Origin of the sequence: Streptomyces venezuelae, assembly GCF_008642335.1 — a bacterium.
Taxonomy (GTDB): Bacteria; Actinomycetota; Actinomycetes; order Streptomycetales; family Streptomycetaceae; genus Streptomyces; species Streptomyces venezuelae_F.
The window spans coordinates 184011-208931 of sequence record NZ_CP029191.1 but is presented as its reverse complement, the minus strand read 5'-3'; the positions used below and the strand labels follow the sequence as shown (position 1 = coordinate 208931).

Annotated in this window: 18 protein-coding genes and 2 pseudogenes; 10 read left to right on the top strand and 10 right to left on the bottom strand. The window is 73.0% G+C overall.

Going from position 1 to position 24921, the window contains the following annotated elements; genetic code table 11:
* Window positions 1-403 precede the first annotated feature (403 nt).
* From DEJ49_RS00895 to DEJ49_RS00870, 7 genes are all read left to right on the top strand, one after another.
* Window positions 404-1618: an MFS transporter gene (locus tag DEJ49_RS00895; protein ID WP_223832669.1), complete on the top strand. Its 1215-nt coding sequence runs from the start codon at window positions 404-406 to the stop codon at window positions 1616-1618.
* Entirely contained in the window at window positions 1615-3399 is a 1785-nt protein-coding gene (locus DEJ49_RS00890; protein ID WP_150181894.1) for an alpha/beta hydrolase family protein, read from the top strand. The genes DEJ49_RS00895 and DEJ49_RS00890 overlap by 4 nt, the downstream gene beginning before the upstream one ends.
* 30 nt (window positions 3400-3429) lie before the next feature.
* Window positions 3430-3558, top strand: coding sequence for a hypothetical protein (locus DEJ49_RS36690; RefSeq protein WP_263398771.1), 129 nt, complete (start codon window positions 3430-3432; stop codon window positions 3556-3558).
* Window positions 3559-3627: 69 nt separating this feature from the next.
* A complete protein-coding gene (locus tag DEJ49_RS00885) occupies window positions 3628-5580 on the top strand; it encodes a RiPP maturation radical SAM C-methyltransferase (protein WP_150181893.1) in 1953 nt (650 codons plus the stop codon).
* 77 nt (window positions 5581-5657) lie between these two features.
* On the top strand, window positions 5658-6236 hold the full coding sequence (locus DEJ49_RS00880) for a DUF5825 family protein (RefSeq protein WP_411757223.1): 579 nt from the start codon (window positions 5658-5660) through the stop codon (window positions 6234-6236).
* 127 nt (window positions 6237-6363) lie between these two features.
* On the top strand, window positions 6364-7485 hold the full coding sequence (locus tag DEJ49_RS00875; RefSeq protein ID WP_150187963.1) for a winged helix DNA-binding domain-containing protein: 1122 nt from the start codon (window positions 6364-6366) through the stop codon (window positions 7483-7485).
* Window positions 7486-7785: 300 nt separating this feature from the next.
* Window positions 7786-8196, top strand: a complete 411-nt coding sequence (locus tag DEJ49_RS00870) for a cysteine/serine endopeptidase inhibitor (RefSeq protein ID WP_150181891.1) — start codon at window positions 7786-7788, stop codon at window positions 8194-8196.
* Window positions 8197-8210: 14 nt separating this feature from the next.
* Here DEJ49_RS00870 and DEJ49_RS00865 read toward each other — a convergent pair whose 3' ends face one another.
* Window positions 8211-8750: a GNAT family N-acetyltransferase gene (locus tag DEJ49_RS00865; protein WP_150181890.1), complete on the bottom strand. Its 540-nt coding sequence runs from the start codon at window positions 8748-8750 to the stop codon at window positions 8211-8213.
* Between the two features lie 161 nt (window positions 8751-8911).
* Window positions 8912-10099 carry an MFS transporter gene (locus tag DEJ49_RS00855; protein WP_411757127.1) on the bottom strand — a complete coding sequence of 396 codons (1188 nt, stop codon included), beginning with the start codon at window positions 10097-10099 and terminating at the stop codon, window positions 8912-8914.
* Window positions 10100-10298: 199 nt separating this feature from the next.
* On the opposite strand from DEJ49_RS00855, the pseudogene DEJ49_RS00850 reads away from it, so the two are divergent.
* A pseudogene (locus DEJ49_RS00850) lies at window positions 10299-11238 on the top strand (RNA polymerase sigma-70 factor).
* 65 nt (window positions 11239-11303) lie between these two features.
* Here DEJ49_RS00850 and DEJ49_RS00845 read toward each other — a convergent pair.
* From DEJ49_RS00845 to DEJ49_RS00820, 6 genes and pseudogenes are all read right to left on the bottom strand, one after another.
* Window positions 11304-12503 carry a serine hydrolase domain-containing protein gene (locus tag DEJ49_RS00845; protein ID WP_150187962.1) on the bottom strand — a complete coding sequence of 400 codons (1200 nt, stop codon included), beginning with the start codon at window positions 12501-12503 and terminating at the stop codon, window positions 11304-11306.
* Window positions 12504-12677: 174 nt separating this feature from the next.
* A pseudogene (locus tag DEJ49_RS00840) lies at window positions 12678-13447 on the bottom strand (toprim domain-containing protein); the annotation flags it as partial.
* 44 nt (window positions 13448-13491) lie between these two features.
* The gene (gyrB, locus tag DEJ49_RS00835; protein WP_150181888.1) at window positions 13492-15504 is read right to left on the bottom strand and encodes a DNA topoisomerase (ATP-hydrolyzing) subunit B; all 2013 of its coding nucleotides are present in this window, start codon (window positions 15502-15504) and stop codon (window positions 13492-13494) included.
* Window positions 15505-15845: 341 nt separating this feature from the next.
* The gene (locus DEJ49_RS00830; RefSeq protein ID WP_223832668.1) at window positions 15846-17024 is read right to left on the bottom strand and encodes a hypothetical protein; all 1179 of its coding nucleotides are present in this window, start codon (window positions 17022-17024) and stop codon (window positions 15846-15848) included.
* Between the two features lie 103 nt (window positions 17025-17127).
* Window positions 17128-17799 carry an ABC transporter ATP-binding protein gene (locus DEJ49_RS00825; protein ID WP_150181887.1) on the bottom strand — a complete coding sequence of 224 codons (672 nt, stop codon included), beginning with the start codon at window positions 17797-17799 and terminating at the stop codon, window positions 17128-17130.
* Complete coding sequence (locus DEJ49_RS00820; protein WP_150187960.1) at window positions 17796-18887, bottom strand: ABC transporter permease; 1092 nt, start codon at window positions 18885-18887, stop codon at window positions 17796-17798. Before DEJ49_RS00820 ends, DEJ49_RS00825 begins: the two co-directional genes overlap by 4 nt.
* Before the next feature lie 249 nt (window positions 18888-19136).
* Here DEJ49_RS00820 and DEJ49_RS00815 point away from each other — a divergent pair, with 249 nt between their 5' ends.
* Together DEJ49_RS00815 and DEJ49_RS00810 are read left to right on the top strand one after the other, a co-directional pair.
* A complete protein-coding gene (locus DEJ49_RS00815; protein ID WP_150187959.1) occupies window positions 19137-20309 on the top strand; it encodes a sensor histidine kinase in 1173 nt (390 codons plus the stop codon).
* Window positions 20306-20947: a response regulator gene (locus DEJ49_RS00810; RefSeq protein ID WP_150181886.1), complete on the top strand. Its 642-nt coding sequence runs from the start codon at window positions 20306-20308 to the stop codon at window positions 20945-20947. The genes DEJ49_RS00815 and DEJ49_RS00810 overlap by 4 nt, the downstream gene beginning before the upstream one ends.
* Here DEJ49_RS00810 and DEJ49_RS00805 read toward each other — a convergent pair.
* Window positions 20934-23708 (bottom strand): helix-turn-helix transcriptional regulator, encoded by a 2775-nt coding sequence (locus tag DEJ49_RS00805; protein ID WP_150181885.1) that lies wholly within the window; start codon window positions 23706-23708, stop codon window positions 20934-20936. The two genes, DEJ49_RS00810 and DEJ49_RS00805, sit on opposite strands and share 14 nt — an antisense overlap.
* Window positions 23709-23864: 156 nt before the next feature.
* A complete protein-coding gene (locus tag DEJ49_RS00800) occupies window positions 23865-24803 on the bottom strand; it encodes an alpha/beta hydrolase family protein (RefSeq protein WP_150181884.1) in 939 nt (312 codons plus the stop codon).
* Between the last annotated feature and the right edge of the window lie 118 nt (window positions 24804-24921).

Sequence of the window (24921 nt, the reverse complement as noted above, 5' to 3'; positions counted from 1 at the left end):
ACACACCTCCGCGATCCGGGCCGCGTCCACCGGGATCGACGTGAACCGGCCATAGTCCGGACGGGACGGCTCCGACCACGCCCGCCTCCGGTCCCGGAGACGGGCGCGTCTGCGTACGTAATTACCCTCTGTCGCACATGGATGTACGTGTCCGTCATGGCGTCCCTCACGTCACAGACGCCCCTCTGGTCCCACCCGTCACGTGCGTCCTGGCGGAACTCGAACTTCCCCTTGTGGCCGAGCCGGGAGTCCGCCTTGTGCCCATTCCACTGCGCTTTTCGGACAGCGGACCCCGCACCTTGTAGCCCGCTCGCGGCGCTGGCTACGATCCCGCTCTCGTTTCACTCCCATCCCACTTTCTTCACCTCTCTTCACAGCAGCTTCATGTTCATGGAGGAATTGCGTGGAGTCGTCGTCCCTCTCTTCCGCAGGCACCTCCGCCCGCGACTTCCGGCTCTTCTGGTGGGCCAACGCGGCCGACGCGCTCGGCACCCAGGCCTCCGGTGTCGTACTCCCGCTGTTGCTCCTCTCCCTCGGTCACTCCGCGCAGACTGCGGGGCTCGTCGCCGGCCTCTCGCTGGCCGCCGGGATCCTGCTGGGACCGCTCGCCGCCGTCCCGGCCGACCGCGGCGCCCGCAAGACGATCATGTTCTGGTCCGCCGTCGTCTCCGCGCTCGCCATGGGCTCCGTCGCCCTGGTGCTCGCCCTCGGCCACCTCACGCTCCCGCACCTCCTGGGCGCCGTCCTCGTCGAACGCTTCGCCACCGCCACGCACGACGCCGCATCGCGCGGCACGGTCGCCCTGGTCTGCCCGCCCGACGACCAGCCCCGCGCCGTCGCCCGCCTCGCCGCCGCCGACCAGGGCGCCCTCATCCTCGGACCCGCCGTCGGAGGCGCCGCCTACCAGCTCTCGCGTGCGCTGCCCTTCCTGGCCGACGCCGTCTCGTACGCCGTCGCCGCCTGCTGCGTACGCGGGATGCGGGCCGAACTGAAAGCCGCGGAGCAGCCCCACGGGGGAGGGCTGCTCCGTGAAGCCGCCGCCGGGCTGCACCTCGTGCGGCGGCAACCGCTCCTGCGCCTCGTCCTGGTGTGGATCGCCCTCGTCAACGGCGTCGCCGTCGCGCTCTACTACGCCGCCGTCTTCGCCCTGGAACGCTCCGGCTCGGGCGCCCTCCCGCTGGGCGTCGTCCTCGCGGTCTCCGGCGCCGCCGGTCTCGCCGGGTCGCTCGCCGCGCCCCGCGTCGCCGTGCGGGTCGGCGCCGCCCGGGTCCTCGTCGGCGTGACCTGGCTGCTCGTACCGCTCACCGCGGCCCTCGCCACCGCCGCCGGGCCCTGGACGTACGGGCTGCTGCTCGGCGCGGTCTGCCTGCTCGTGCCGCTGCCCGCCGTCGTCCTCCAGGCACGCGCCCTCCTCGTCACGGAACCCTCCGTGCAGGCGCGCGTCGGCGCGGTCCTCGCGACGGCGTCCGGCGGCGCCGCCGCTCTCGCCCCCGTCCTCGCCGGACTGTGCGCCGACCGGATCGGCACCGCCGCACCCGCACTCGTCTGCGCCGCGCTGCTCGGCCTGCTCGCCGTGCACACCACGCGGCGCGCCGCCCTCGCGGAGGCCGCCGCATGAGCCGCTTCCAGGTCTACCGCGCCGCCCTGCCCGAGGTGTGCGCCGCCGACCCGCGCCGGATGGTCTTCACCGCCGACGCCGAGGGCCGCTGCGAGATCTGCACCTGGGACGCCGCGACCCGCCGCTCCCGACGCGTCACCGACCGGCCGGGCGGCACCCTGCACGGCGCCATCGACCGGGACGCACGGGTCTGGTGGTTCGACGAGGACGCCCGCGGCGTCGGCCGATGGCGCCACCAGGCCTTCACCGGCGGACCCGACAGGCCAGGACTCACCGGCGTCCCGGACGGCACCGCCCGCGGCCTCGCCGTCACCGACGGCCCCCTCGCCACCATCGGCATCGGACTCGACGACAGCACCACCATCCGCATCGGCACACGCGGCGGCCCCGGCCGCGAGGTGACGCGCGTCGAAGGACTCGCCGCCCTCGCCGGACTCGCCCCGGGCGGCGACCTCCTGGCCCTCACCCGCACCGCCGACTCGCCCGCCGCCGTCACCCTCCTCACGCCCGACGGAACCGTGCTCGCCGTCCTGCCCGGCGACGGCCCGCACGGCAGGCTCTGGGCCCTCGGCTTCGCACCCACCGGGCCACGCCCCACGCTCCTCCTCGTCCGCGAGCACGAGGACCGCTACCTGCTCGCCACCTGGACCCCCGCCACCGGCCCCGTCACCCACGACTGGTGCGCCTTCGACACCCAGATCACCGCCCGCTGGTACCCGGACGGCCACTCCGTCCTGATCCGCCAGGACCGCCACGGCCGCTCCCTGCTCCACCGCGCCCACCTGAAGACCCGCACCCTCACCCCCGTACCGACCCCGCCCGGCACCCTCCTCGACGCCGCCCCGCGCCCCGGCGGCGACCTCCACACCCTCTGGACCGACACCACGCACCCGCCGACGATGACCTCCAGCGCCGGCACCCCACTGCCACCTCTCGGCACCGTCGCAGGCCATGTCCCCGGCACCGTGCGGGACATCCGCACCCCCGGCCCCGACGGCCCCGTGCACACCCTGCTGAGCCTCCCCGAGGACGGCACGGGACCGCACCCCGCCGTGTTCCTCGTCCACGGCGGCCCCGCCGACCACGACAGGGACGCCTACGACGGCACCGTGCACTCCCTCGTCGCCTCCGGCTTCGCCGTCGCCCGCGTCAACTACCGCGGCTCCACCGGCTACGGACCCCACTGGCAGCGCGCGTACCGCGACGGCGTCGGCCACACCCAGGTCGCCGACCTCGCCGCCGTCCACGCCGACCTCACCGCACGCGGCCTGATCCGCCCGGACGCGACCGGCCTGTGGGGCACCTCCTGGGGCGGCTACCTCGTCCTGCTCGCCCTCGGCACCCGGCCCGGCCTGTGGCGGGCGGGCGTCGCCGTCAAGCCCGTCGCCGACTACGCCGCCGCCCACGCCGCGGGCACCGTGGCCCTGCGCGCCCTGGACGAGCGGCTGTTCGGCGGCACACCCGACCAGGTGCCCGCGCGGTACGCGCACAGCTCGCCGATCCGGTACGCCGCCCGCGTACGGGACCCGCTGCTCGTCGTCGCCGCCACGCACGACACCAAGTGCCCGGCGCAGCAGGTCCGTTCCTACCTCGCCGCCCTCGACACGGCCGGCGCCCGGCACGAGTCCCTCTGGCTGGACTCCGGGCACGACGGCTACGACGGCGGCGACCACATGACCGTACTGCGCCGCGCGGTGCTCTTCCTCGACAGGGAGCTCCGCCCACCCAGACGCCCCGCTCCGCAAGGTGACGGGTCGATGCACCACACCGTCCAGCACTGAATCAGCGCGACCTACCGAGAGGAGAGAGCCATGCAGAAGGACGTCATCCACAACGACCCGCTCGCGGAGGACGAGACGAACCGGAAGCCGAGCGTCGGCATCACGGTCACCGTCCCGTTCCGCAACGCCGAGGACGGCGAAGACACCGTCGAGGACTGATCCCCACCGGTCGGCCCCCGGGCGCACCCCGGGGGCCGGCCGGCCCTCACACCCCCCGGAGGAGCGCCCGTGCGCGTACTGCTGGTCAACATGCCCTGGTCGCCCATCGACCTTCCGTCGCTCGCCCTGGGCATCCTCAAACGGAGCGTGGACGAGCGCGTCCCCGGCGCAACCGCCGAGGTGCTGCACGCCAACCTCGCCTTCACCGACTGGATCACCGAACGCACCGAGTTCACCGGTGACGACTACGAGTACTACGCGCTCTCCTCGTACTTCATGGGCTGCGGCGACTGGGTGTTCTCCTCCGCCCTCTACGACGACCCGGAGTGGCGGGACGACGAGTTCACCACCGTCATGACCGGCAAGCTGAAGGCCGCGCGGATGAAGATGACGCGCGCACTGCACCGGATCGTCCCCGAGTTCGTCGAGATGATCGCCCGGCAGGTCGTGGCGAGCGAACCCGACGTCGTCGGCTTCACCTCCACCTTCCAGCAGAACACCGCCGCCCTCGCCTGCGCCCGCCGCGTCAAAGAGCTCGCCCCGCACCTCGTGACCGTCATGGGCGGCGCCAACTGCGACGGCGAACAGGGCGCCGCCGTGCACCGCAACTTCGACTTCGTCGACCACGTCGTACGCGGCGAGGGCGAGGCCGCCTTCCCCGCCCTGCTCACCGCGCTCACGGAGAGAACCCCGCTCGACGACATCCCGGGGCTCTGCCACCGCGACGCCACGGGCAAGAGTGTCGCCAACCCCATGGCCACCCGGCCGCTGCCGCCCGCCGCGATCCTGCCGCCCGACTACAGCGGCTACTTCGAGCGCCTCGCCGCGTCCGTGGCCCGCAACTGGGTCGAGCCCAAACTCGTCGTCGAAGGCGCACGCGGCTGCTGGTGGGGCGAGAAACACCACTGCACGTTCTGCGGCCTCAACGGCTCGTTCATGGAGTTCCGCTCCAAGAGCCCGGACACCTTCTACGAAGAGATCATGGACCTGGCCCGCCGCCACAAGGTCCTGGACATGTACGTCGTCGACAACATCCTCGACATGCGCTACCTCACCACCGTGCTGCCCCGCATCATCGAGAGCGGCTACGACCTGCGCCTGCACATCGAGATCAAGGCCAACATGAAGCGCAGCCAGCTGCGCACCCTCGCCGACGCGGGACTCATCTACGTACAGCCCGGCATCGAGAGCCTCAACAGCCGCGTCCTCGACCTGATGGACAAAGGCGTGAGCGGCTGCCAGAACGTCCGGATGCTCCGCGACGGCGCCGAGACGGGCCTCTCCGTCGCCTGGAACTACCTCCACGGCTTCCCCGGCGAGAGCGCCGAGGACTACGACCCCGTCATCGCGCAGATCCCCGCACTCGAACACCTCGACCCACCGGTCGACCTCTCCGCCCGCATCGCCATCGAACGCTTCAGCCCCTACTTCGAGCGCCCCGAACTGGGCTTCACCGGCCTGCGCCCCGAAGGCCACTACCGCTTCACGTACGACCTGCCCGAAGAAGAGCTGTACGGCATGGCGTACGTCTTCGAGGCACCGGCCCGCGGCATCGGCGAGACCACCGTGAAGGCGCTCAACGAAGCACTCGCCGACTGGCGCAGACACCACACCGACGCCCGCCTCACCCACGACGACCACGGCGACCGCATCGTCCTCGTCAGCCGCCGGCGCACCTTCTCCTGGCGCGCCATGGAGCTCACCGACCCCTTCGAGCTGGCCGTCTTCCGCCTCCTCGACCAGCCGCACAGCGTCCAGGCACTCCTGCGGAAGGCCGCCGCCCGGGTCTCCGACATGACCCTCGACGAGGCCAGGGTCCAGGAACTCCTCGACTCCTGGCTCGCCCTCGGCATCGTCTTCTCCGACGCGGGCCAGTACGTCCACATCGCACCCGCCGCGGTCAACGAGGACCTGCTCCGCCTCGACTTCATGCGGCACATCCACGCGGAGGAGACGGCACTCGCGCCGGAGCCCGCGTCCGTGCCCGTGCCCGAGCCCGCCCGATCCGGAGGAGCACAGTGACCGCGACCCTCGCCACGCCGACGCCGACCCTCCTCGCCTGGCGCGACTACGACCCCGCCGCGTGCGAGCTGCCCGGCATGTTCCTCGGCGAGGTGCCCCTGCCAGGACCGCCCGGCGGGCACGCCGAACGACTCTGGCAGCTCGGTGCGCGCCGGGTACGCCTGCCCGACCCCGTCGACCTCACGGCCACCGCGGACCCGGCCGCCGCGCTGCACGGACTCGGCCTCGTCAGGGACCTGACCGCGCGGGCCGTCATGGTCGAGTGGAAACTGCGGCTCGACCCGGACTCGGCGGACGGGTGGCGCATGCTCAGCCACCTCCAGCCGCCCGCGGTGCTCCTCGGCCCGGACGGCGCCGAGGACGCGCTGAACACCTGGCGGCGCGGCCACTACCTGTGCAAATGCCTGTGGCGCAAGGGTCCGGGCTTCATCCAGATCCGCGACCGCAGGTGGGGCGAGCTGCGCCGCTTCACCGCCGACGAACCCGAGTACGAGACGACCATCGACCGCCTCGACCACGGCGCCCCCGCCGACACCGTCCCGAAGGCGGTCCTGGACGACTTCCGCGCCGAACAACTCGTCCTGGACATCGGCCCGTACGCGTGGTGGCTGCCGTACCGCGTCAGCCGCTGGCTCCAGCAGTCGATCGCGATCTGAAGGGCAACGGGCCGCGGACAGGAGACGGGAGTAGAGGACAGAAGCTGACCGCGTTGTCTGGGAGCGTGGTGCTCGGCCGCGCAGAACCGAGCACCGAGCACCCAGGAGCAGCCGCATGTCCGCGAACGTGACCGTCCTCGACACCCGAACACTGAACCGCGCGACGCTCGCACGGCAACTGCTCCTCGACCGCGCCGACCTGCCGGCCCTCGACGCGGTCGCCCACCTCTGCGGGCTCCAGGCGCAGGAGCCGCAGGAACCGTTCGTGGGGCTCTGGTCGCGGCTGCGCGCCTTCGAGCCGGGCACCCTCTCCGACCTGCTCGTCGAGCGGCGCGTGGTCCGTACGCACCTCATGCGCCGTACGGTCCATCTCGTCACCGCCGATGACGTGCTGGCCTGGCGCGCCCGGCACGACGCGATGCTGCGCCAACGGGTGCTCGGCGTGTATCGCCGCGAGCTCGACGGCGTGGACCTCGACGCACTCGCCGCGGCGGGCCGGGAGACGATGGCCGACGGCGAGCCGCGCACCATGGCCGAACTGACGCGGGCGGTCGCCGACCGCTGGCCGGGGGTGCCGGCGCGGGCGCTGGGGGAGATGCTGATCGCCGCGCTCGTGCCCATGGTGCAGCTGCCGCCACGGGGCCTGTGGCGGACGAAGGGAGGCGTACGCAACCTCCCGCTCGCCACGTGGCTGGGGGAGGAACCGGAACCCGACCCGTCCTCGCCCTCCCCGAACACCTCGTCCCCGGACGGCTCCGACCCCGTGGGGCAGGCGCTCCTGCGCCGCTACCTCGCCGCGTTCGGCCCCGCCGCCACGGCCGACCTGCGCGCCTGGAGCGGTCTCGCCGGACTCCCCGCCGCGGTCGCCGCCGCCCGCCCGGACCTCGTCTCCTTCCGCGACGAGCGCGGCCGTGAACTGCTCGACCTGCCCGACGCGCCCCGCCCGGACCCCGACACCCCGGCGCCGGTCCGGTTCCTGCCCGCGTTCGACAACGCGATCCTCGGCTACCAGGACCGCGGCCGGATCATCGACGACGCCCACCGCGGACTGTCGGTCGCCGGGGAACGGGTCGTCCTGGTCGACGGTCGGGTCGCGGCGACGTGGACCGTGGAGAAGGACACCGTGGTCGCGACACCGCTGCGGCGCTTCTCCCGCGCGGAGCGGGCGGAGGTCGCGGAGGAGGGGCGGGCGGTGGCGGCGTTCCTGTCGGACAAGGCGAGCGAACGCGTACGGGTCGAGACGTTCTGACGCAACGGCCGCACCCGCGGCTCCCTCCGAGCCTCGCCCGCCCCTCGCCCTCCCCACCCGGCACCGTCATCACGCCTTTCCGGGCCGCGGGGCGGCGGGCGTGTGAGGGGCCGGGGTTCCGTCCTCCCCGCCACGTCAGCCGCAGCAGAACGGGACCCTCAACGACATCAGGCGCAGGGCGGGTTGACGCCATACCCCGTCCGGGAACCTTGCGGGTCCGCAGCGGTCGCTCGCAGGCTCTCGCCGCATGAGAGCGCTCTCGCCGTGAGGGTGCCCGTGACGGGAGTGGGGTGGCACGTCATGAGAATCGGACGGTGGAGCGGTGTCGTGGTCGCGGCGGTCGTCGGTGTCGCGGTCGGCACCGGAACGGCCCACGCCGACATACCCATCGGCCAGCCGATGTCCGGGAAGTCCACGTACTACAACGACAGGGGTTACGGCGCCTGCGGCACGCCCATCGACGCGTCGACGCAGGACCTGGTGGCCGTGTCCGCCGCCTGGTGGACGACGGCGAACCCGAACAACGACCCGCTGTGCCGGGGGATTTCGGTTCAGGTGACGTACCAGGGCAGGACGATCACCGTGCCGGTCCGGGACAAGTGCCCGTCGTGCGCCGCGACGCACATCGACCTCAGCCAGACGGCGTTCGGCCGCCTGGCGCCCCTCGATGTAGGCGTGATCAACGGCGTCACATGGAAGTTCGTACGGTAACGACCGCCCGCGGATCAACCCTCCGCGCAGACGAACACGACCAGCGTGCGCGAACTGTCCCCGGTCTCCTCGACCCGACTGCCGATCCGCCGGAACCCGCACTTCTCGGCGACCCTGACCGACGCCGTGTTGCCTTCGTCGGCCTCGAGGAGGAGCTGACGCAACCCGAGTTCGTTCAGGCCCCAGCCCGTGAGCAGTCGCACGGCCCTGGGGGCGATGCCCTGGCCGCGCCGGGCAGGGAACACGCTGTACGCGACGGTCGCCACGTCATCGTCCCGGAACTGCAGGTTGATGATGCCGACCGGCTCGTCCGTCAGGGCGTCCGCGATCACCAAGGGCGCGGCACGACCCGTGCGCCACGCCTCTTCCACCCGGGACAGGCTCGTGCTGCGGGCGGCCTCGTCCATGGGCGGGTCGTCGAGCCACCGGACCGTGTCCGGGTCGTGGCTGGCCGCCTCGATGGCGGGCAGGTCCGGCGCGCGACGGGGGCGTACGGCCACGACCCCGTCCGTGAGCGGTTGTGACAAGGGTTCTATCGGCGTCGAGCGTCCCATGCGCCGATCCTAGGGTTCCGCTCGACGGGACCGAAGAGCACCTGCGTGCGACCATGGGACACGGGGAACAGCGAGGGGAGCGATGGTGATGTCGAACCCGCAGCAGCCCGAACAGCGGCGCAGTGCCAAGGGCGGAGCGACGCCCCAGGACAGTGCCGAGCTCAAAGCGCGCCAGCCGGGTGGGCGCCGCGCCGGTGCCCACGACCATGGGACGGACAAGGGCGACAAGGGCGGTGGCCCCGGCGGCGGGACACCGCCCGAGCAGAGCCCGGAGCATCCCTGAGCCGGGGTATCCGTGGGCCAGGGCATCCCTCAAGTCGGAGCGGACCTGCGGCAGGAGCCGGGTCGCGAGCCCGGCGGCCGTGAGCAGGACCGCCACGGTCATCGGCAGGAGGGCCACCCCTGTCCTGATCGGCGAGTAACCCTTGATGCCCTGCAGGTAGTACGTCATGAAGAGGAACGCGCCGAACATGCCGAGGATGGCGAGCCCCGCGCCCAGGTAGGCGCCGCCCCGCGTGCGGTCGGCGACGAGACGCATCGGCAGCAGCGGCTGGCGGCACCCGGTTCTCGACGAGAGCGAACGCGGCGAGCAGCACGGCGCCCGCGCCCAGCAGCACCGCGCCCGCGCCCAGCAGCTCGCCGACCGGCGCCGAACCCCAGCCGTCGGCCTCGGTCCGGCTCGTGCCGTAGACGAGTGCGACCAGTCCGCTCGTCACCAGCAGGACGCCGAAGACGTCGAACCGCGCCTGTCCCTGCCGCCTCGACTCGGTCAGCACCCCGTACCCGCCCACCGCCGCGACCAACGCGAGCGGCACGCTGATGTACAGGCACCAGCGCCAGCTCAGATACTCGGTCAGCGCGCCACCCGCCAGCAGTCCGAGCGCACCGGCCATGGCGGTGATCGCTCCCCAGATCCCGAACGCCTTCGCCCGCTCCTTGGGATGCGTGAACGTCACCGTCAGGAGCGACAGCGCGGACGGACCCAGCAGCGCGGCGAACCCGCCCTGCAAAACCCGGGCGGCCAGCAGCGTCTCGAAGGAGCCCGCCGCCCCGCCGAGCGCCGACGCGGCGGCGAAGCCGAGCAGTCCGATCAGGAACGCCCGCTTGCGCCCCGTGTAGTCGGCGATCCGGCCGCCGAGCAGCAGCAGACCGCCGAACGCCAGGATGTATCCGGTGATGACCCACTGCCGGTCGCCGTCGGGGATCCCGAGGTCCCGCTGGAGCGACGGCAGCGCGATGTTCACGACCGTCTCGTCCAGAACGATCATGAGCTGGGCGAGCCCGATGAAGAACAGCGCAGCCCACCGGCGCGGATCAGCCGCGGGATCCTGCGGCTTCGTGATGGCCATGACTTCGTCCTCACTCGTGGTGGTGCGCGCCGCACGGATCGTCCGCGCGGCGTCCCGACGCCCACAAGACGCCGGTGCCGCCGTCGCCATGACATGAGTGGGGGCGTGACGTGGGTCATCACGCGGGGATGTCACAGAACGGCGGGCGGCGGCGTCTTGTGCGGGGAACACGGCCGAGAGGCACAGGTGGGAGCGGACCATGAGCGAGCACGGTGCGGAGAGCGGCGCTAGTGGCGTGACCGGGGCGCGGGCAGACCATCTCGACCCGGCCACCGAGGCGTTCGTCGTGCACCGGAACCTGCTGTTCACCGTCGCCTACGAAATGCTCGGCTCAGCCGCCGACGCCGAGGACGTCCTGCAGGAGAGCTGGCTGCGCTGGGTGGGCGTCGACCTCGACGCGGTGCGGGACCGGCGCCTACCTGGTGCGGATCGTCACCCGGCAAGCACTCGACCGGCTCCGCACGCTCGGCCGCCGCAGGGAGTCCTACGTCGGACCCTGGCTCCCCGAACCCCTCCTGACGGCGCCCGACGTGGCCGAGGACGTCGAACTGGCCGACAGCGTGTCGATGGCGATGCTGCTCGTGATGGAGACGCTCACGCCGACCGAACGCGCGGTGTTCGTGCTGCGCGAGGTGTTCGAGCTGGAGTACGACGAAATCGCCGACGCCGTCGGCAAGAGCCTCGCCGCGGTCCGTCAGACCGCCCACCGGGCGCGCGCCCACGTCGCGGCACGCCGGTCGCGCGGCCTGGTGTCGCAGGCGGACGGTCAGGCCGCGCTCCGTGCCTTCCAGCGGGCGATCGACTCCGGCGGCCTCCAGGGTCTGGTCGACATACTCGCCCCGGACGTCGTCTACCTGGGCGACGGCGGCGGCGCCCGAAGGGCCACGCTGCACGCGGTGGTGGGGTCTGACAAGGTCGCCCGACTGCTCACCACCGGCCTTGTCGCGTTCCACACGGGTATCACCGCCGAACCGGTGCAGGTCAACGGCTGGCCCGGATTCCTGCTGCGGCGCGACGGCGGCGTCGACGGTGTCGTGGCGATCCGGACCGAGGACGGCCTCATCACCGGGCTCTACTCCGTACGCAACCCCGCGAAGCTGTCACGCGTCGAGCGGGAGACCGCGCTCAGCCGAATCTGAGCCCCGGACCGCCAAGTCCTCCGTCGGCCGGGTCAGCCGGGTCAGCCGGTCAGTCGGTCAGAGGGTCAGCCGTTGCCGTCCGTTCCCCTCCCCGACTCGCAGAACTCCGCCTCGATCACCGCGTCGCTGTCACCCGTCCAGTCGCCGTTGAAGTTGAAGGAGAGCGCGTGGCGCCCGTCCTCGGTCGCCACCGACTCCGTGGTGGAACCGAGGATGCCGCCGTGGTGGCCCCAGACCGTCCGGCCGCAGCTCAGCCGGCGTTCGGCGATGCCGAGTCCGTAGCGGGCGGCCGCCGGATATTCCTCGCTCATGGCGACGGTCGTCTTCATCTCGTTGAGTTGCCGCTCGGGCAGCAGTTCGCCGCCCAGCAGGGCCTCGTGGAAGCGGTTCAGGTCGGCCGAGTCGGAGATCATGCCGCCGCTCGTCCAGGCGGCGGACGGGTTGAACTCCGTGACGTCGTACGACGGTCCCGTGGCGGCGTCGGAGAGCTTCGAGTACGCGCGGCTGCTGGGCCGCGGCATGTGCGGGCCGGTGCGGGGGACCGAGGTCTCGCGCAGCTTCAGTGGCTTGATGATGCGCTTGCGGACCTCGTGGGCGTACGAGTGCCCGGTGGCCTTCTCCAGGATCATTCCGGCGAGGATGTAGTTCGTGTCGGAGTAGTGCCAGGTCTTGCCCGGCTCGGCGGAGGTCGGCTCGTGCCGCATGGCGACCGCCACCAGTTGTTCGGGGCGCCAGGTGTCGTAGCGGTGCTCGAAGAAGCCGTCGCGCAGCCGGAAGGACGTCGCGAAGTCGGGGTCGGCGTAATAGTCGTAGATGCCGCTGGTGTGGTTGAGGAGCTGACGGACGGTGATGTGTCTGCCGTCGTGGCCGTTGCCCCGCACGAGGCCGGGCAGCCAGTGGTCCACCGTGTCGTCCAGGTCGAGCTCGCCCTCTCCCGCGAGCTGCAGGAGGACCGTCGCCACGAAGGTCTTGGTGACGCTGCCGATGCGGTAGTGGTCGCGGGGGCCGCGTGGTCGTCCGGTCGTCAGGTCGCCGACGCCCGAGGTGCCGTTCCAGGTGCCGTACGCGTCCGTCGCCTGGCCCGTCACACCGGGGACGCCGTCCTCGACGGCGGCGTCCATGGCCCGCTGGGCCGGAGCGTGACGGCCGTCGGCCGGTGCGTGCGGGTGGGCGGCCGCGGAGGCGGGGGCCATGAGCGCCCCCGCCGTCACCGCGGCCGATACGGCCAACGCGGCCCTGCCCGCCAGAGAGTTCCGTGCCGACATGTGCTGTCCCTTCGGTCGACGGGTTCGTCGAGGGTGGGGGACCGCGCGGCATGTCACAGAGGTTGCTCGCGTCACAGGAGTTGAGCGATTTTCGGCCTCATATGTCGATCCTCTCACCGACCTGGAAGCCGCCGAGCGAGTCTTCGCCTGCTGATGGGGAACGACGTGGCGCCGGCGGATGTTCTTGCTCCTGAACTCGCGGAGTGTGTCGCGCAGTTCGCTGTCCGAATACGTGTAGACGTATGTGTCCCGGCCCTTCTTCGGCTGGATCAGCTCGACGCGGTGCAGCGGCGGCACGGCGGCGAAGACGCGGTCGGCCGCGACCATGGGCCGCAGGTAGCGGTGGAACAGGGTCAGGAGCAGGCCGCGGATGTGGGAGCCGTCCACGTCGGCGTCCGTCATCATGATGATCTTTCCGTAGCGCACCGAGTCCAGGTCGAAGGTGCGCCCGGAGCCCGCCCCGACGACCTGGACGATCGCCCCGCACTCGGCGTTCCTCAGCATGTCCGACACGGACGCCTTCTGGACGTTGAGAATCTTGCCGCGGATCGGCAACAGGGCCTGGAACTCGGAGTTCCGGGCCAGTTTCGCCGTGCCGAGCGCCGAGTCGCCCTCGACGACGAAGAGCTCGCCGCGCATCACGTCGTCGCTGCGGCAGTCGGCGAGCTTCGCGGGCAGCGACGAGGACTCCAGGGCCGTCTTCCGGCGCTGCGTCTCCTTGTGCCGGCGGGCCGCGACGCGGTGCGCGCGGCGGCGACGGCCTTGTCCATGACGGCGCGCGCCTGGTGGGCGGTGTCCCGTCCGGTGGAGGTCAGGAACGCCCTGAGCCCCTCGCCGACCACGCCGCCGACGACGCGGCGGGCCGCCGAGGTGCCAAGAACCTCCTTGGTCTGTCCCTCGAACTGCGGTTCGGCGAGCCGGACGGTGACCACCGCCGTCAGCCCTCCTGGGCGACAGGGGGTGTGATTCAGGTCGGCCGGTCCCGGGGTCAGATGTCGAGGAAGCGGACGTCCTTGGCGTTGCGCTGGATGAAGTGGCGGCGCGCGTCGACGTCCTCGCCCATCAGGACGGAGAAGAGGTCGTCGGCGACGGCCGCGTCGTCGAGGGTGACCTGCCCCAGGACCCGGTGGTCGGGGTCCATGGTGGTGACGCGCAGCTCCTCGGCGTTCATCTCGCCGAGACCCTTGAAGCGCTGGATGGAGTCGTCCCTGACCCGGCGGCCCGCCTGCCGTCCCCGCTCGATGAGCACGTCGCGCTCGCGGTCGGAGTAGGCGTACTCGACGTGGTCCCGGCTCCACTTGACCTTGTAGAGCGGCGGGCGGGAGAGGTAGACGTGCCCGTCCTCGATCAGCGGGCGCATGAAGCGGAACAGGAAGGTCAGCAGGAGAGTGTTGATGTGCTGGCCGTCGACGTCGGCGTCCGCCATCAGAATGATCTTGTGGTAGCGGAGCCCGGCGATGTCGAAGTCCTCGTGCACGCCCGTGCCGAACGCGGAGATGATCGCCTGGATCTCCTGGTTGTGCAGGATCTTGTCGATCCGCGCCTTCTCCACGTTGAGGATCTTGCCGCGGATCGGCAGGATCGCCTGGTACCGAGGATCGCGGCCGGATTTGGCCGAGCCGCCCGCGGAGTCGCCCTCGACGATGAAGATCTCCGAAAGCGCCGGATCGTTCGACTGACAGTCCGACAGCTTGCCCGGCAGCGACGCCGTTTCCAGCAGTCCCTTGCGGCGGGTCAGGTCGCGCGCCTTGCGGGCCGCGACCCGGGCCGTCGCCGCTTGGACCGCCTTGCGCACGATGTCCGTGGCGTCGTTCGGGTTGCGGTCGAACCAGTCGGTCAGATGCTCGTGGACGACCTTCTGCACGAACGCGCGCGCCTCGGAGTTGCCCAGCTTGGTCTTGGTCTGGCCCTCGAACTGCGGCTCACCGAGCTTGACCGAGATGATCGCGGTCAGGCCCTCGCGGATGTCCTCGCCGGACAGGTTCGCGTCCTTCTCCCGCAGCAGCTTCCTGTCCCGCGCGTACCGGTTGACCACGGTGGTCAGGGCGGTGCGGAAGCCCTCCTCGTGGGTGCCGCCCTCGTGGGTGTGGATGGCATTGGCGTACGAGTACACGCTGTCGGTGTACTGGCCGTTCCACTGCAGGGCCACCTCGACCGAGAGCAGCCGTTCCGGATCCTCGGCGGCGAATGTCACGACCGACGGATGGACCGGTTCCCCCTTGCGGGCGTTGAGGTGGGCGACGAAGTCGGTGATGCCGCCGTCGTAGCGGTACGAGACCGTCCTCGCGGCGGGGGCCGCGTCGGCTTCGTCGGCCGCGGCCGACGCCCGCGCGGAGGGCCGTTCGTCGGTGAGGGTCAGGGTGAGGCCGCGGTTGAGGAAGGCCATCTCCTGGAACCGCCTGGCGAGCGTCTCGAAGGAGTACGTGGTGGTCTCGAAGATGTCACCGTCCGCCCAGAACGTCAGCGAGGTGCCGGTCCGCGAGGTGGCCTCATGGCGGGCCAACGGGGCGACGGGAACGCCGTCCCTGTAGTCCTGGGTCCACCGGTGGCCGTCGGTCAGGATCTCCGCCGACAGCCGGGTCGACAGCGCGTTGACCACGGACAGGCCCACCCCGTGCAGACCGCCGGAGACCGCGTACCCGCCGCCCCCGAACTTTCCGCCCGCGTGCAGCACGGTCAGCACGACCTCGACGGCAGGCCGCTTCTCCGCCGGATGCATCCCCACCGGGATGCCGCGGCCGTTGTCGGTCACCCGCACGCCGCCGTCGGCGAGGATCGTCACGTCGATCCGGTCGGCCACGCCTGCGAGCGCCTCGTCCACGGAGTTGTCCACGAGTTCCTGCACCAGGTGGTGCAGACCCCGCTCGCCCGTGGAGCCGATGTACATCCCGGGCCTCTTGCGCACGGCGTCCAGGCCGTCCAGAACAGTGATCGCGTGGGCGTCGTACGCGGTGGCGTCGTGCGTGTCGGTGGCGAGGCGAGTGTCGTCGTACGTGGTCACGAATGCTCTCTTTCGGGCATGGCAGACCGCGCTCCGGCATCACGTGATGGCGGAGCGGCGGGACAGCCGGCGGAGACGTGGCAGGGCAGCGCGAACAAGGCCCAGGGGCTCGCGAACCTCGGGGCCGGTGACTGCGGGAACGCCGCCCAGAATACCGAAGGTGCCCCCCGGTGGCAGGGCGAGAGTGCCCCTGGGTGGCGCTGTGCGGCTCGAACTCCGTCGCAGCCGATCCCCCCTGCACCGACTCGCTCTAAATCCGCCACAGGGGCGCCCAGGGGGTTTCCTGGCGCCTTGCCGCGCCGTCGATCAGGCACTGATTCCGCGTGCGGATGTGCCCTCTGTCAGCCGTCGAGCCGTTCCGTGTACGCCTCGGTCGGCGGGGCCGGCACCGGGCTGGTCATGCCGACCGACCAGAAGCCGTTGGTGCCGGGCACGGCGGTCACGTCATTCAGGTACGGAGCCGTCGCCCCGCCCGCCGGGCCGCGGACGACGGTCCAGCCGGCGCCGTCCCGGCGCAGATACGTGCTGCGGCTCTGGTCCTGGTGGTTCCACCCCGATATCCACGCGGCACGGCCCTGCGCGTCACCCGCGATCCCGGACAGCGACCCGACGGTGAAGCCCGGCTGGACCCGGGTCCACGCCGTGCCGTCCCAGTGCGCGAGGGCCGGGTTGCCGGGGCGTCCCGGTGGTCCGCCGACGCCGGCCTCCGTGCCGACGGCCCATACGTCGTCCGCGGCGGCCGCGTGCACGTCGCCGATACCGAGGCGGGCGCCCGTGATCGGCGGCAGGACGGTCCACGAGCCGTTCCAGCGGGCCACGAGGCCCGACCAGCCGCCGCCGGAGGCCTGGTCGCCGCTGACCCACACCTCGTTCGGCGCGCGCAGGACGACCCGGTACAGGTTGGCGCTCGCGACCGGCAGCGGGTCGAGCCAGGTCCAGCGCCTGCCGTCGCCGAGCAGCAACCGGGCTGCGCCGCCCCGGGCGCCGCAGATCCACACCCGCCGGTCGGCGCCGACCGCCACCGACTCGAGCCTGACACCGGCCTCGCCCCGCCCGGGAAAGGAGGCCTCGCGCCAGGTGGACCCGTCCCAGCGCAGCAGCGGACTCGCGTCACCCGTGGGCAGGCCGACGCTCCACGCGGCGGTTGCGCAGACGCCCGCGACATCGCTCAGCCGCCCGCTGTAGTCCAGGTGCGACAGATCGGTCTTCGACCAGGCACTGCCGTTCCACACCATGGCCAATGCCCGCCCGCGCGAGGGCCCGGCGAGCCCCTCCTCACCGACGGCCCAGGCGAGGCCCGCCCCGGCGGCGGAGATGCGGCGCAGCTGTGCGGCGGGGGTGCTGCCCGGTGCCGGGACGGCCCGCCAGTCCTGTGCGTTCCGCGGGCCCCACGACCCGGGCCGTACGTTCCGCGGGCCCCGCGACCGGGGTGCCTCCGCGTCGGCTCGGGCCGTGCCCGCACCGAGAGCGATCCCTGAGAGCGTGCCGATCGTTCCCGCCACAAATCGTCTTCGCCTCACCGCTGGCCCCTTCCACTCGGTCCACACCGTTCGGAGGGACCACCGTCGGGCAGGAACGCGTGGGGGACTAGCCACCCGCGTGACAATCGGCCGACGGGTTCCTTCAGGCCGGGGACAGGCGCCCGTCGCGGACCTCCGCCATCCGGTCGGCGGCGGTGAGATGCGTGCGGTCGTGCGTCACCAGGACGGTCGCGGTGGCGCGCCGGTGGGTGAGGCGGGCGATCAGGTCGATGACGGCGGCGCCGCGTTCGTGGTCGAGGGCGCTGGTCGGCTCGTCGACCAGGAGGACCGTGGGCTCGTTCATCAGGGCGCGGGCGATGTTGACGCGCTGCCGCTGGCCACCGGAGAGCTGGTGCGGGCGGCGGTCCGCCTGACCGGTGAGTCCGACGGCGTCGAGCAGCTCCGCGGCCCGGTCCCGCGCGGTACGGGCCCTGCGGCCGTCGATCTCCGCCATGACCTGCAGCTGTTCGACGGCGGTGAGGGAGGGCAGCAGGTTCGGCTGCTGGAAGACGACGCCGATCCGGCGGCGGCGCAGAGCGGTGAGCTCACGGCGGGACAGGCCGGTGGTGGGCGTGCCGTCGACGATGACGGTCCCGGCGTCGGGGGTGACGAGCGTGGCGGCGACCGCGAGGAGGCTGGACTTGCCGGAACCGGACGGGCCGAGGACGGTGGTCAGGCTGCCCTTCGGTACGTCGAGGCTGACGCGGTCGAGGGCGGTCAGGCGCGTGTCGCCGTCGGGGTAGGTGAGGGTGATGTCGGTCAGGGTGAGGCTCATCGGACGCTCCCCAGCGCGGTCAGCGGGTCGACGGACGTGATGCGGCGGACGGACAGGACGGCCCCGAGCGCGCCGAGCGCGACCATGACGGCGGCCGGAACGACGACGGTGGCGGGCGTGAGGACGAACGGCACGGCGGAGTCGGCGACCAGGGCCCCGATCCCGGCGGCGATGCCCGTGCCGACCAGGGTTCCGCCGGCCAGCAGGACGACGGCCTGGCCGAGCGCGTCCCCGAGCAGGGCGGCGGTGGAGGCCCCCAGCGCCTTGAGCACGGCGATGTCGCCGCTGCGCTGGATGGTCCACACCGTGAAGAAGGCGCCGATGACCAGGGCCGAGATGGCGAACAGGAAGCCGCGCATCAGTTGCAGGGAGCCGTTCTCCGAGGCGTAGGAGCCGATCGCGGAGAGCGAGTCGTCCTTGGCGACCGTCTTGGTACCGGCCGCCCGGTCCGTGGCGTCGAGGCGGGAGCCGGACGTGGTGTTCAGGGCGATGACCGTCGCGGTCGGGCCCTGCCGGTCGTCGCCGGTCGGAGGTGCCGTCTTCTGCCAGGTGCCGAGGCTGGTCCAGACGACGGGGGTGTGGCTGAAGGACGCGTCACCGCTCACCGCGGCGACGGTCAGCCGCTGTCCTGCCAGGTCGACGGTGCCGCCCGCGGCCACGCCGAGCCGGTCGGCGGCGTCGGCCGACAGGACCGCGGTGCGGTCGTCGAGCGCGTCGCCGTCCGGGGCGAGCCCGGAACCGGGCCGGACGCCGAAGACGGACACACCGGCGCTCCTGCTCCCGGCCGTCGCCCGGGTCGTGGTGATGCCCAGCGGTTCGGCGCCGCGCACGCCGGGCGCCTCGGCCCACCGCTGCCACTGCCGCTCGGTGACGGTGGAATCGGCGTACGACAACTCCTCGCCGCCGCCGGGCGCGCCGAAGGCGATCCGGTCGGCGGGCAGGCCGGTGATCGCGGACGTGTTCTGCCGGCCGAGCCCGGCGGTCAGCCCGGACAGCAACCCCACCAGCAGGGTGATGAGCACGATCACGGTGCCCATCAGGGCGAAGCGGCCCTTCGCGAACTTCAGGTCTCTCCAGGCGACGAACACGGCGTGGGCCCGCTCCTTACAGTGCATGGGGGGTGGGAGTAAGTGGTGTGTCCCCACCGTCGTTGCCGGCCCCCGCCCGGGGCATCTGGCGCAGGGCAGCAATCGACGCGTCCAAAGGCGGCACCCGACTTCTAACTTTCGATGGAGGCCCCGCACCGGTCTTCTCCTTAGGCTGGGAGCACTGTGAACACCACCGCCGCACCGGCCCCGACCCCCACCACCAGTGCCCTGGCCTGGTGCCTGCACCTCATGGTCGTCGGCCTGCTCGCGCTGACCGCGGTGCGCGCCGCGGCCGACGGGCGTCCGCACGCGGGATGGGTCGTCGCCGTCGCCGCCGTGTGCGGTCTGGTCTACGCGGTGGGCCCCGCCCTGCCGAGTGTGCGGCGCTCGCTACGGGCGGCCGCGCTGTGGCTGACCGCGGTGGGCGCCGTCTGGCTCGTACTCCTCGGGCTGTCCCCGGACGCGGTGTGGGTGGCGTTCCCGCTGAACTTCCTCCAGCTCCACCTGCTGCCCCGGCGCGCCGGGCTCGTCGCCGTCGTGGCGACCGCCGCGGCGGCCATCTCCGGCTACGCCGCCCACCAGGGCACCTTCAGCATCGCCATGGCCATCGGACCGGCCCTCGGCGCCGCCGTCGCCGTCGCGGTGGTGTGGGGATACCAGGCCCTGTACCGGGAGAGCGACCAGCGCAGACGCCTGATCGAAGAGCTCACCGCAACCCGCTCCGACCTCGCCGCCGCCCAGCACACCGCGGGCGTCCTCGCCGAACGCGAACGGCTCGCCCGCGAGATCCACGACACCCTCGCCCAGGGCCTGTCCAGCATCCAGCTCCTGCTGCGCGCCGCCGAACGCGCCCTGCCCACCGCCCCCGACAACGCCGCGCGCTACGTCGACCAGGCCCGCCAGGCCGCCGTCGACAACCTCGCCGAGGCCCGCCGCTTCGTCGTCGCCCTCGCCCCGCCCGCCCTGGAGGGCACCACGCTGCCCGACGCTCTGGAACGGCTCTGCGCCACCACCAGCACCCGCCACCAGGTCACCACGGACTTCCACCTCAGCGGCGATCCGGTAGCGCTGCCCACCGCGCACGAGGTCGCGCTGCTCCGCATCGCCCAGTCCGCCCTCGCCAACACCGTCCGCCACGCCGAAGCCCGCAGCGCCGAGGTCACCCTCCACTGCCTCGGCGACCATGTCGCCCTGGACGTCGTCGACGACGGGCGGGGCTTCGACCCGGGCGGGCTGTCCGCGCCCGACCCCGAAACCGGTGGATTCGGGATCGCCGCCATGCGCTCCCGCGTCCACGCGCTCGGCGGCACCCTCACGATCGAATCCGCGCCGGGCGGCGGCACGACGCTGAAGGTCCGACTCCCCCTGAACCGCACAAGCCCGCTTCCCACCCCCGACCCCGCACGCGAGGCCCGCCCGTGACGCCGCACGAGACCCCGATCCGGCTGCTCCTGGCCGACGACCACCCCGTCGTGCGGGCCGGACTGCGCGCCGTCCTGGAGACGGAGGAGGGCATCGCCGTCACCGCCGAGGCGGCCACGGCGGAGGAGGCCGTCGCCCGCGCCGCCCAGGGCGACATCGACGTCGTCCTCATGGACCTCCAGTTCGGCAAGGGCATGAACGGCGCGCAGGCCACCGCCGCCATCACCGCACGGCCGCGGGCGCCGCGCGTCCTGATCGTCACCACGTACGACACCGACGCCGACACGCTGCCCGCGATCGAGGCCGGAGCCACCGGCTACCTCCTCAAGGACGCCCCGCCCGAGGAACTCGCCGCCGCCGTACGCACCGCCGCCGCGGGCCGCACCACACTCGCCGCCACCGTCGCCGACCGCCTGATGAACCGCCTGCGCACCCCCGCCACCACTCTCACCAGCCGCGAGACCGAAGTCCTCGCCCTCGTCGCCGACGGCCTGTCCAACCAGGCCATCGGCGCCCGCCTCCACCTCACCGAGGGCACCGTCAAATCGCACCTGGCCCGCATCTACGCCAAGCTCGACGTCGATTCCCGTACGTCCGCCGTCGCCACCGGCACGCACCTCGGCCTCATCCGACGGTGACGACGCCGGTTCCGCCCTCCCCGGCGAGCAGCCGCGACAGCTCGACGCGGGACCGTACGCCGAGCGCCGCGAACACGTTCCGCAGGTGATGGTCGACGGTGCGGTGGCTCACCGAGAGGCGCACCGCGACCTCCCGGTTGGTGGCACCCTCCGCGACGTGCCGGGCGATGCGCTGCTGCTGCGGGGTCAGCGCCGACAGGGGCCCGGGGCTCCGCTCCCCGCCGACCGCCTCGCCCGCCGCACGCAGTTCGGCACGGCTGCGGTCCGCCCAGGCCCGTGCCCCGCACCGCTCGAAGGAGACCAGCGCGTCCCGCAACGGCCCGCGCGCCTCGCGGGTACGGCGACGGCGCCGCAGCCACTGTCCGTACAGGAGTTGCGTACGGCCGCGCTCGAACTCGCCCGGCAGGCGGTCGTGGTGGGCGACCGCGCTCGCAAAGGCCGCGGCTGCCTTCACCGGCGGTGCCAACAGGGCACGGCAGCGCGCGAGCTGGGCCGACGCGAGCCCGTCGGCGGTCGCTCCGGCCCAGCGGGTGAACTCCGCGGTGGCGCGCCGCGCCTCCGCCACGCGCCCGACCTGCACGGCCGCCTCCACGAAGCAGGGCACGGCCAGCAAGCGCACGGCGAAGTGACCGCGCCGCGGCCCGGGAGCGACCAGCGGGGCGAGCCGCGCCGCCGCGTCGGCGGGACGTCCCGTGGCGAGTTCGGTACGGGCCACGGCCCAGACGGCGAGGGTGGCGGCCTGCGCCAGTCCGTGCGGCCCGGCACCTGCCGCGGCGGCCGCCGCGTGCGCGGCGCAGGCGTCGGCGTCCCCTTCCACGGACGCGGCGAGCGCGAGGACGGCGTGCAGCGACACGGCGACGTTGGTCTGCCCGATCCGATGCGCCGCCCGGAGCCCTTCGAGAGCGTGCGCGCGGGCGCTGGTGTGGCGTCCCGCACGCAGCTCTCCGTACGCCAGGTGTTCCAGGGCGCGCGGCAACAGGACCTCGGGTCCGTAGGCGCGGACGGCCGCGAGCGCCCGAGCCCCGGCCTCACAGGCAACCTCAACCTCACCCACCACAAGAGCAGCGGCCCCAGCCCGCATGAACCCACCCGCCCCGCCGGCCTCCCCGGCCTGGCGGGCCGCGTCGAAGCCGGTCGCCCTGGCGTGCAGCGGCCCGCCGAGCACGCCTGCCACGTCGGCTTCCCCGGTCTGGCCGGCCCCGCAGAGGCCGTCCTCCTCGGCATGCAACGCATCGGCCCGCACCCCATCAGCCTCTTCCCCCTGCCCCGCCGCCTCACCGGCCCTTTCCGCCAGTCCCGCCCCGCGCAGACCGGCCAAGCAGCGGCGCAGTGACGCGTGGCCCTCCGTGGTGTGGCCTGCAAGGACCGCGCACATTCCGGTCCGGTATGCCTCCAGCAGTGGGTCGTCGTCGCATGGCGGCAAGCGCGTCAGCGCGTCCCGGTAGGCGGCCGCGTCGCCCATCGACCATGCGGCCTCCGCCGCGCCGATGAGTGCGCGGCGGGCCCGTGCGGGCGGGAGCAGTGCCGCCGCGGTGAGCAAGGACTCCCTGGCGTCGTCGGCCGGGCCGTCCGCGAGGGCGAGCAGGCCGCGTACCCGGTGGACGCCACCGTGTGCGGGGACGGTGCCGGCCCGTGACAGCAGCGCACGGGCCCGTACGGGATCCCCGGCGAGGCGCGCCGCTTCCGCCGCGTCGGCGAGCCGGTCGGTCCGCGTCTCGGGGGCGGCCGTGAGGGCCGCGGCGCGGGCCAGGGCGGCGGAACGCTCGGCGTGAGGGCGGTGTGCGGCCGCCGCGGCGGCGAGGGACGCGGCGAGCCGTGCGTCGTGGTCGTCCGCCGCGCAGGCGAGCTGGATCAGGCGGGGGAGGCGGTCGCGGCAGGCGTGGGCGAGGCGGAGGTGGGCGGCTCCGCGGCGGTCGGGCGCGACACGCCGGAGCACCGCCCGGCGCAGCAGCGGGTGCGTGAAGCGCAGCCGTCCGCCCGCCGCTACGACGACCCCGGCCGCTTCGGCGGGTGCGAGCCCGGCCGGGTCGCCGCCCGCGCGCAGGACCAGCGCGAGGTCCGCCCCCGCACCGTCGGGCTCGTGCTCCCCGGCCGCCGCGGCGAGGAGCAGCAGCGCGCGTGCGGGGCCGGGCAGGTCGTCGACGCGGAGTGCGTGATCGGCGAGGAGGTCCTCGCCGCCGGGCAGGGGGTCGGGCAGCGGGGAGCGGCCGGTCAGCTGGCCGGGGGTGAGGGCCGCGACGAGCGCGGTGAGCAGGCGGGGGTTCCCCGTGGCCTCGCGGACCAGCCAGGCGCCGACGACCGGGTCGGCGGCGCCCAGGGTGAGCCGGTCGAGGAGCGAGGCCGCCGCGCCGTCGTCGAGCGGCCCCAGCCGCAGCGTCGTATGTCCCGCGAACTCGCCCGCGCCGATGCGGTGTTCCGTGTAGGTGAGCAGGACGGCCATGGGGGTCGAGGCGGGCGCTCGTCGGAGGTCCGCGGCGAGCGCGGCCCGGGTCGCGTGGTCCCAACGGTGCACGTCGTCGACACAGACGAGCCGCGGCCCACCGCCCTCGTACGCGAACCGGCTCGGCACGGCCGCCCGCACCGCCGGGACCGGGCCGCAGATCCCCCGCGCGTACTCCACCAGCGCGGTACGCCCCAGACCGGGCTGTGCCGTCAGCACGAGCACACCGCCGTGACCGGCCCGTACGCGCCCCACCAGGGACTCCACGGCGGCGATCTCCGCACGGCGGCCGAACAGTTCGGGTGGGGTCTGAAGGGTCACGCCCGCACGTTACTGTCGCGTAACTCGGCCCGGAAGCCTCACGTCCACACCTCTGGGCGCGCCACCAAAGGCGTCTGCGCGCGGGTGTGCACGGGCACAGGACGACCGCCGCCCGGCACCGGACGACGGCCGTCGTGACACCCGTGGGGAGGAGCGTCAGGAGGTGTGCGGGCAGTTGCCGCGGTACTCCTCGATCGTGAGGCTCGGCCTCGGCAGCGGACAGAGGAACTGCTCGTAACGGGTGTCGCTGTCGATGAATCGCTTCAGCCAGGAAATGCTGTACTTCGCGATCGTCGTGTCGGACGTGTTCGGCGTGAAGTGAGTCGCGTTGTTGAGCTCCAGGTACGCCTTGTCCAGGGAGCCGGGCAGCGACTCGTAGAACGGCTCGGAGTGACTGGAGACCGGCGCCACCGTGTCACCGTCCGCGCCCACCACCAGCGTCGGTGTCCGCAGCTCCGGCCAGGTCGTGTCGAGGTTCCAGCCGGTCAGCGGGATCGCCGCCTTGAGCGACGTACGGCTCTTGGCCGCCTCCAGCGTGCCGCCGCCGCCCATCGAGTGGCCCATCACGCCGAGCCGGGACGCGTCGACCCGGCCGCGCACCGAGCTCGACTTTGTCAAGTAGTCCAGCGCGGCGAGGAGTTGGCGCCCCCGGCTGGCGGGCTGGTCGAGGGTGGTGAGGGTGTCGATGGTGAAGACGACGAAGCCCTGCGAGGCGAGCCGCGGCCCGAGCCACGCGATGCTCGACTGGTAGGCGGTGAAGCCCGGCGAGATGACCACCGCGCCGAACGTGCCGTCGGCGGTCGATGTCGGGTAGTAGACGGTGCCGCCGCCGAACCCGGACACCCCGAGCGAGGAGACGGTGGTCTGCGAGACGGCGTAGGAGCCGCGCGGCGCCTCGATGCTGGCGACGGTCGGGTCGGGGCCGCGCTCGTACGGGTTGTCCGCGGCGGCTTGGGCCCCCGGCGCGAGGCCGGGGCCGAGGAGTCCCGCGGTGGCGACCAGCGCGGCGAGGCAGGCCCGCACCACGGGGCGGGAGAAGACGTGCAGCTGCACGAAGGGGTCCTCTCGGTCGTGGCGGGACCCGGGGCGTGGCATGCGCGGAGAGGAGCGTGCGTGCCCTGATGGGGACCGCCGTTTCGTTGGCGGTCCCCACCGTGGCGCCGATGACCGTGTACAGACATCGGCGAAATCACCGGTGCCGTGCCGCCGAGCG

Coding starts and splice junctions, on each gene's coding strand:
- DEJ49_RS00890 (WP_150181894.1), top strand. CDS start 1,615: ATGAGCCGCTTCCAGGTCTACCGCGCCGCCCTGCCCGAGGTGTGCGCC.
- DEJ49_RS36690 (WP_263398771.1), top strand. CDS start 3,430: ATGCAGAAGGACGTCATCCACAACGACCCGCTCGCGGAGGACGAGACG.
- DEJ49_RS00880 (WP_411757223.1), top strand. CDS start 5,658: ATGTTCCTCGGCGAGGTGCCCCTGCCAGGACCGCCCGGCGGGCACGCC.
- DEJ49_RS00870 (WP_150181891.1), top strand. CDS start 7,786: ATGAGAATCGGACGGTGGAGCGGTGTCGTGGTCGCGGCGGTCGTCGGT.
- DEJ49_RS00865 (WP_150181890.1), bottom strand. CDS start 8,750: ATGGGACGCTCGACGCCGATAGAACCCTTGTCACAACCGCTCACGGAC.
- DEJ49_RS00855 (WP_411757127.1), bottom strand. CDS start 10,099: ATGGCCATCACGAAGCCGCAGGATCCCGCGGCTGATCCGCGCCGGTGG.
- DEJ49_RS00845 (WP_150187962.1), bottom strand. CDS start 12,503: ATGTCGGCACGGAACTCTCTGGCGGGCAGGGCCGCGTTGGCCGTATCG.
- DEJ49_RS00825 (WP_150181887.1), bottom strand. CDS start 17,799: ATGAGCCTCACCCTGACCGACATCACCCTCACCTACCCCGACGGCGAC.
- DEJ49_RS00815 (WP_150187959.1), top strand. CDS start 19,137: ATGGTCGTCGGCCTGCTCGCGCTGACCGCGGTGCGCGCCGCGGCCGAC.
- DEJ49_RS00800 (WP_150181884.1), bottom strand. CDS start 24,803: ATGCCACGCCCCGGGTCCCGCCACGACCGAGAGGACCCCTTCGTGCAG.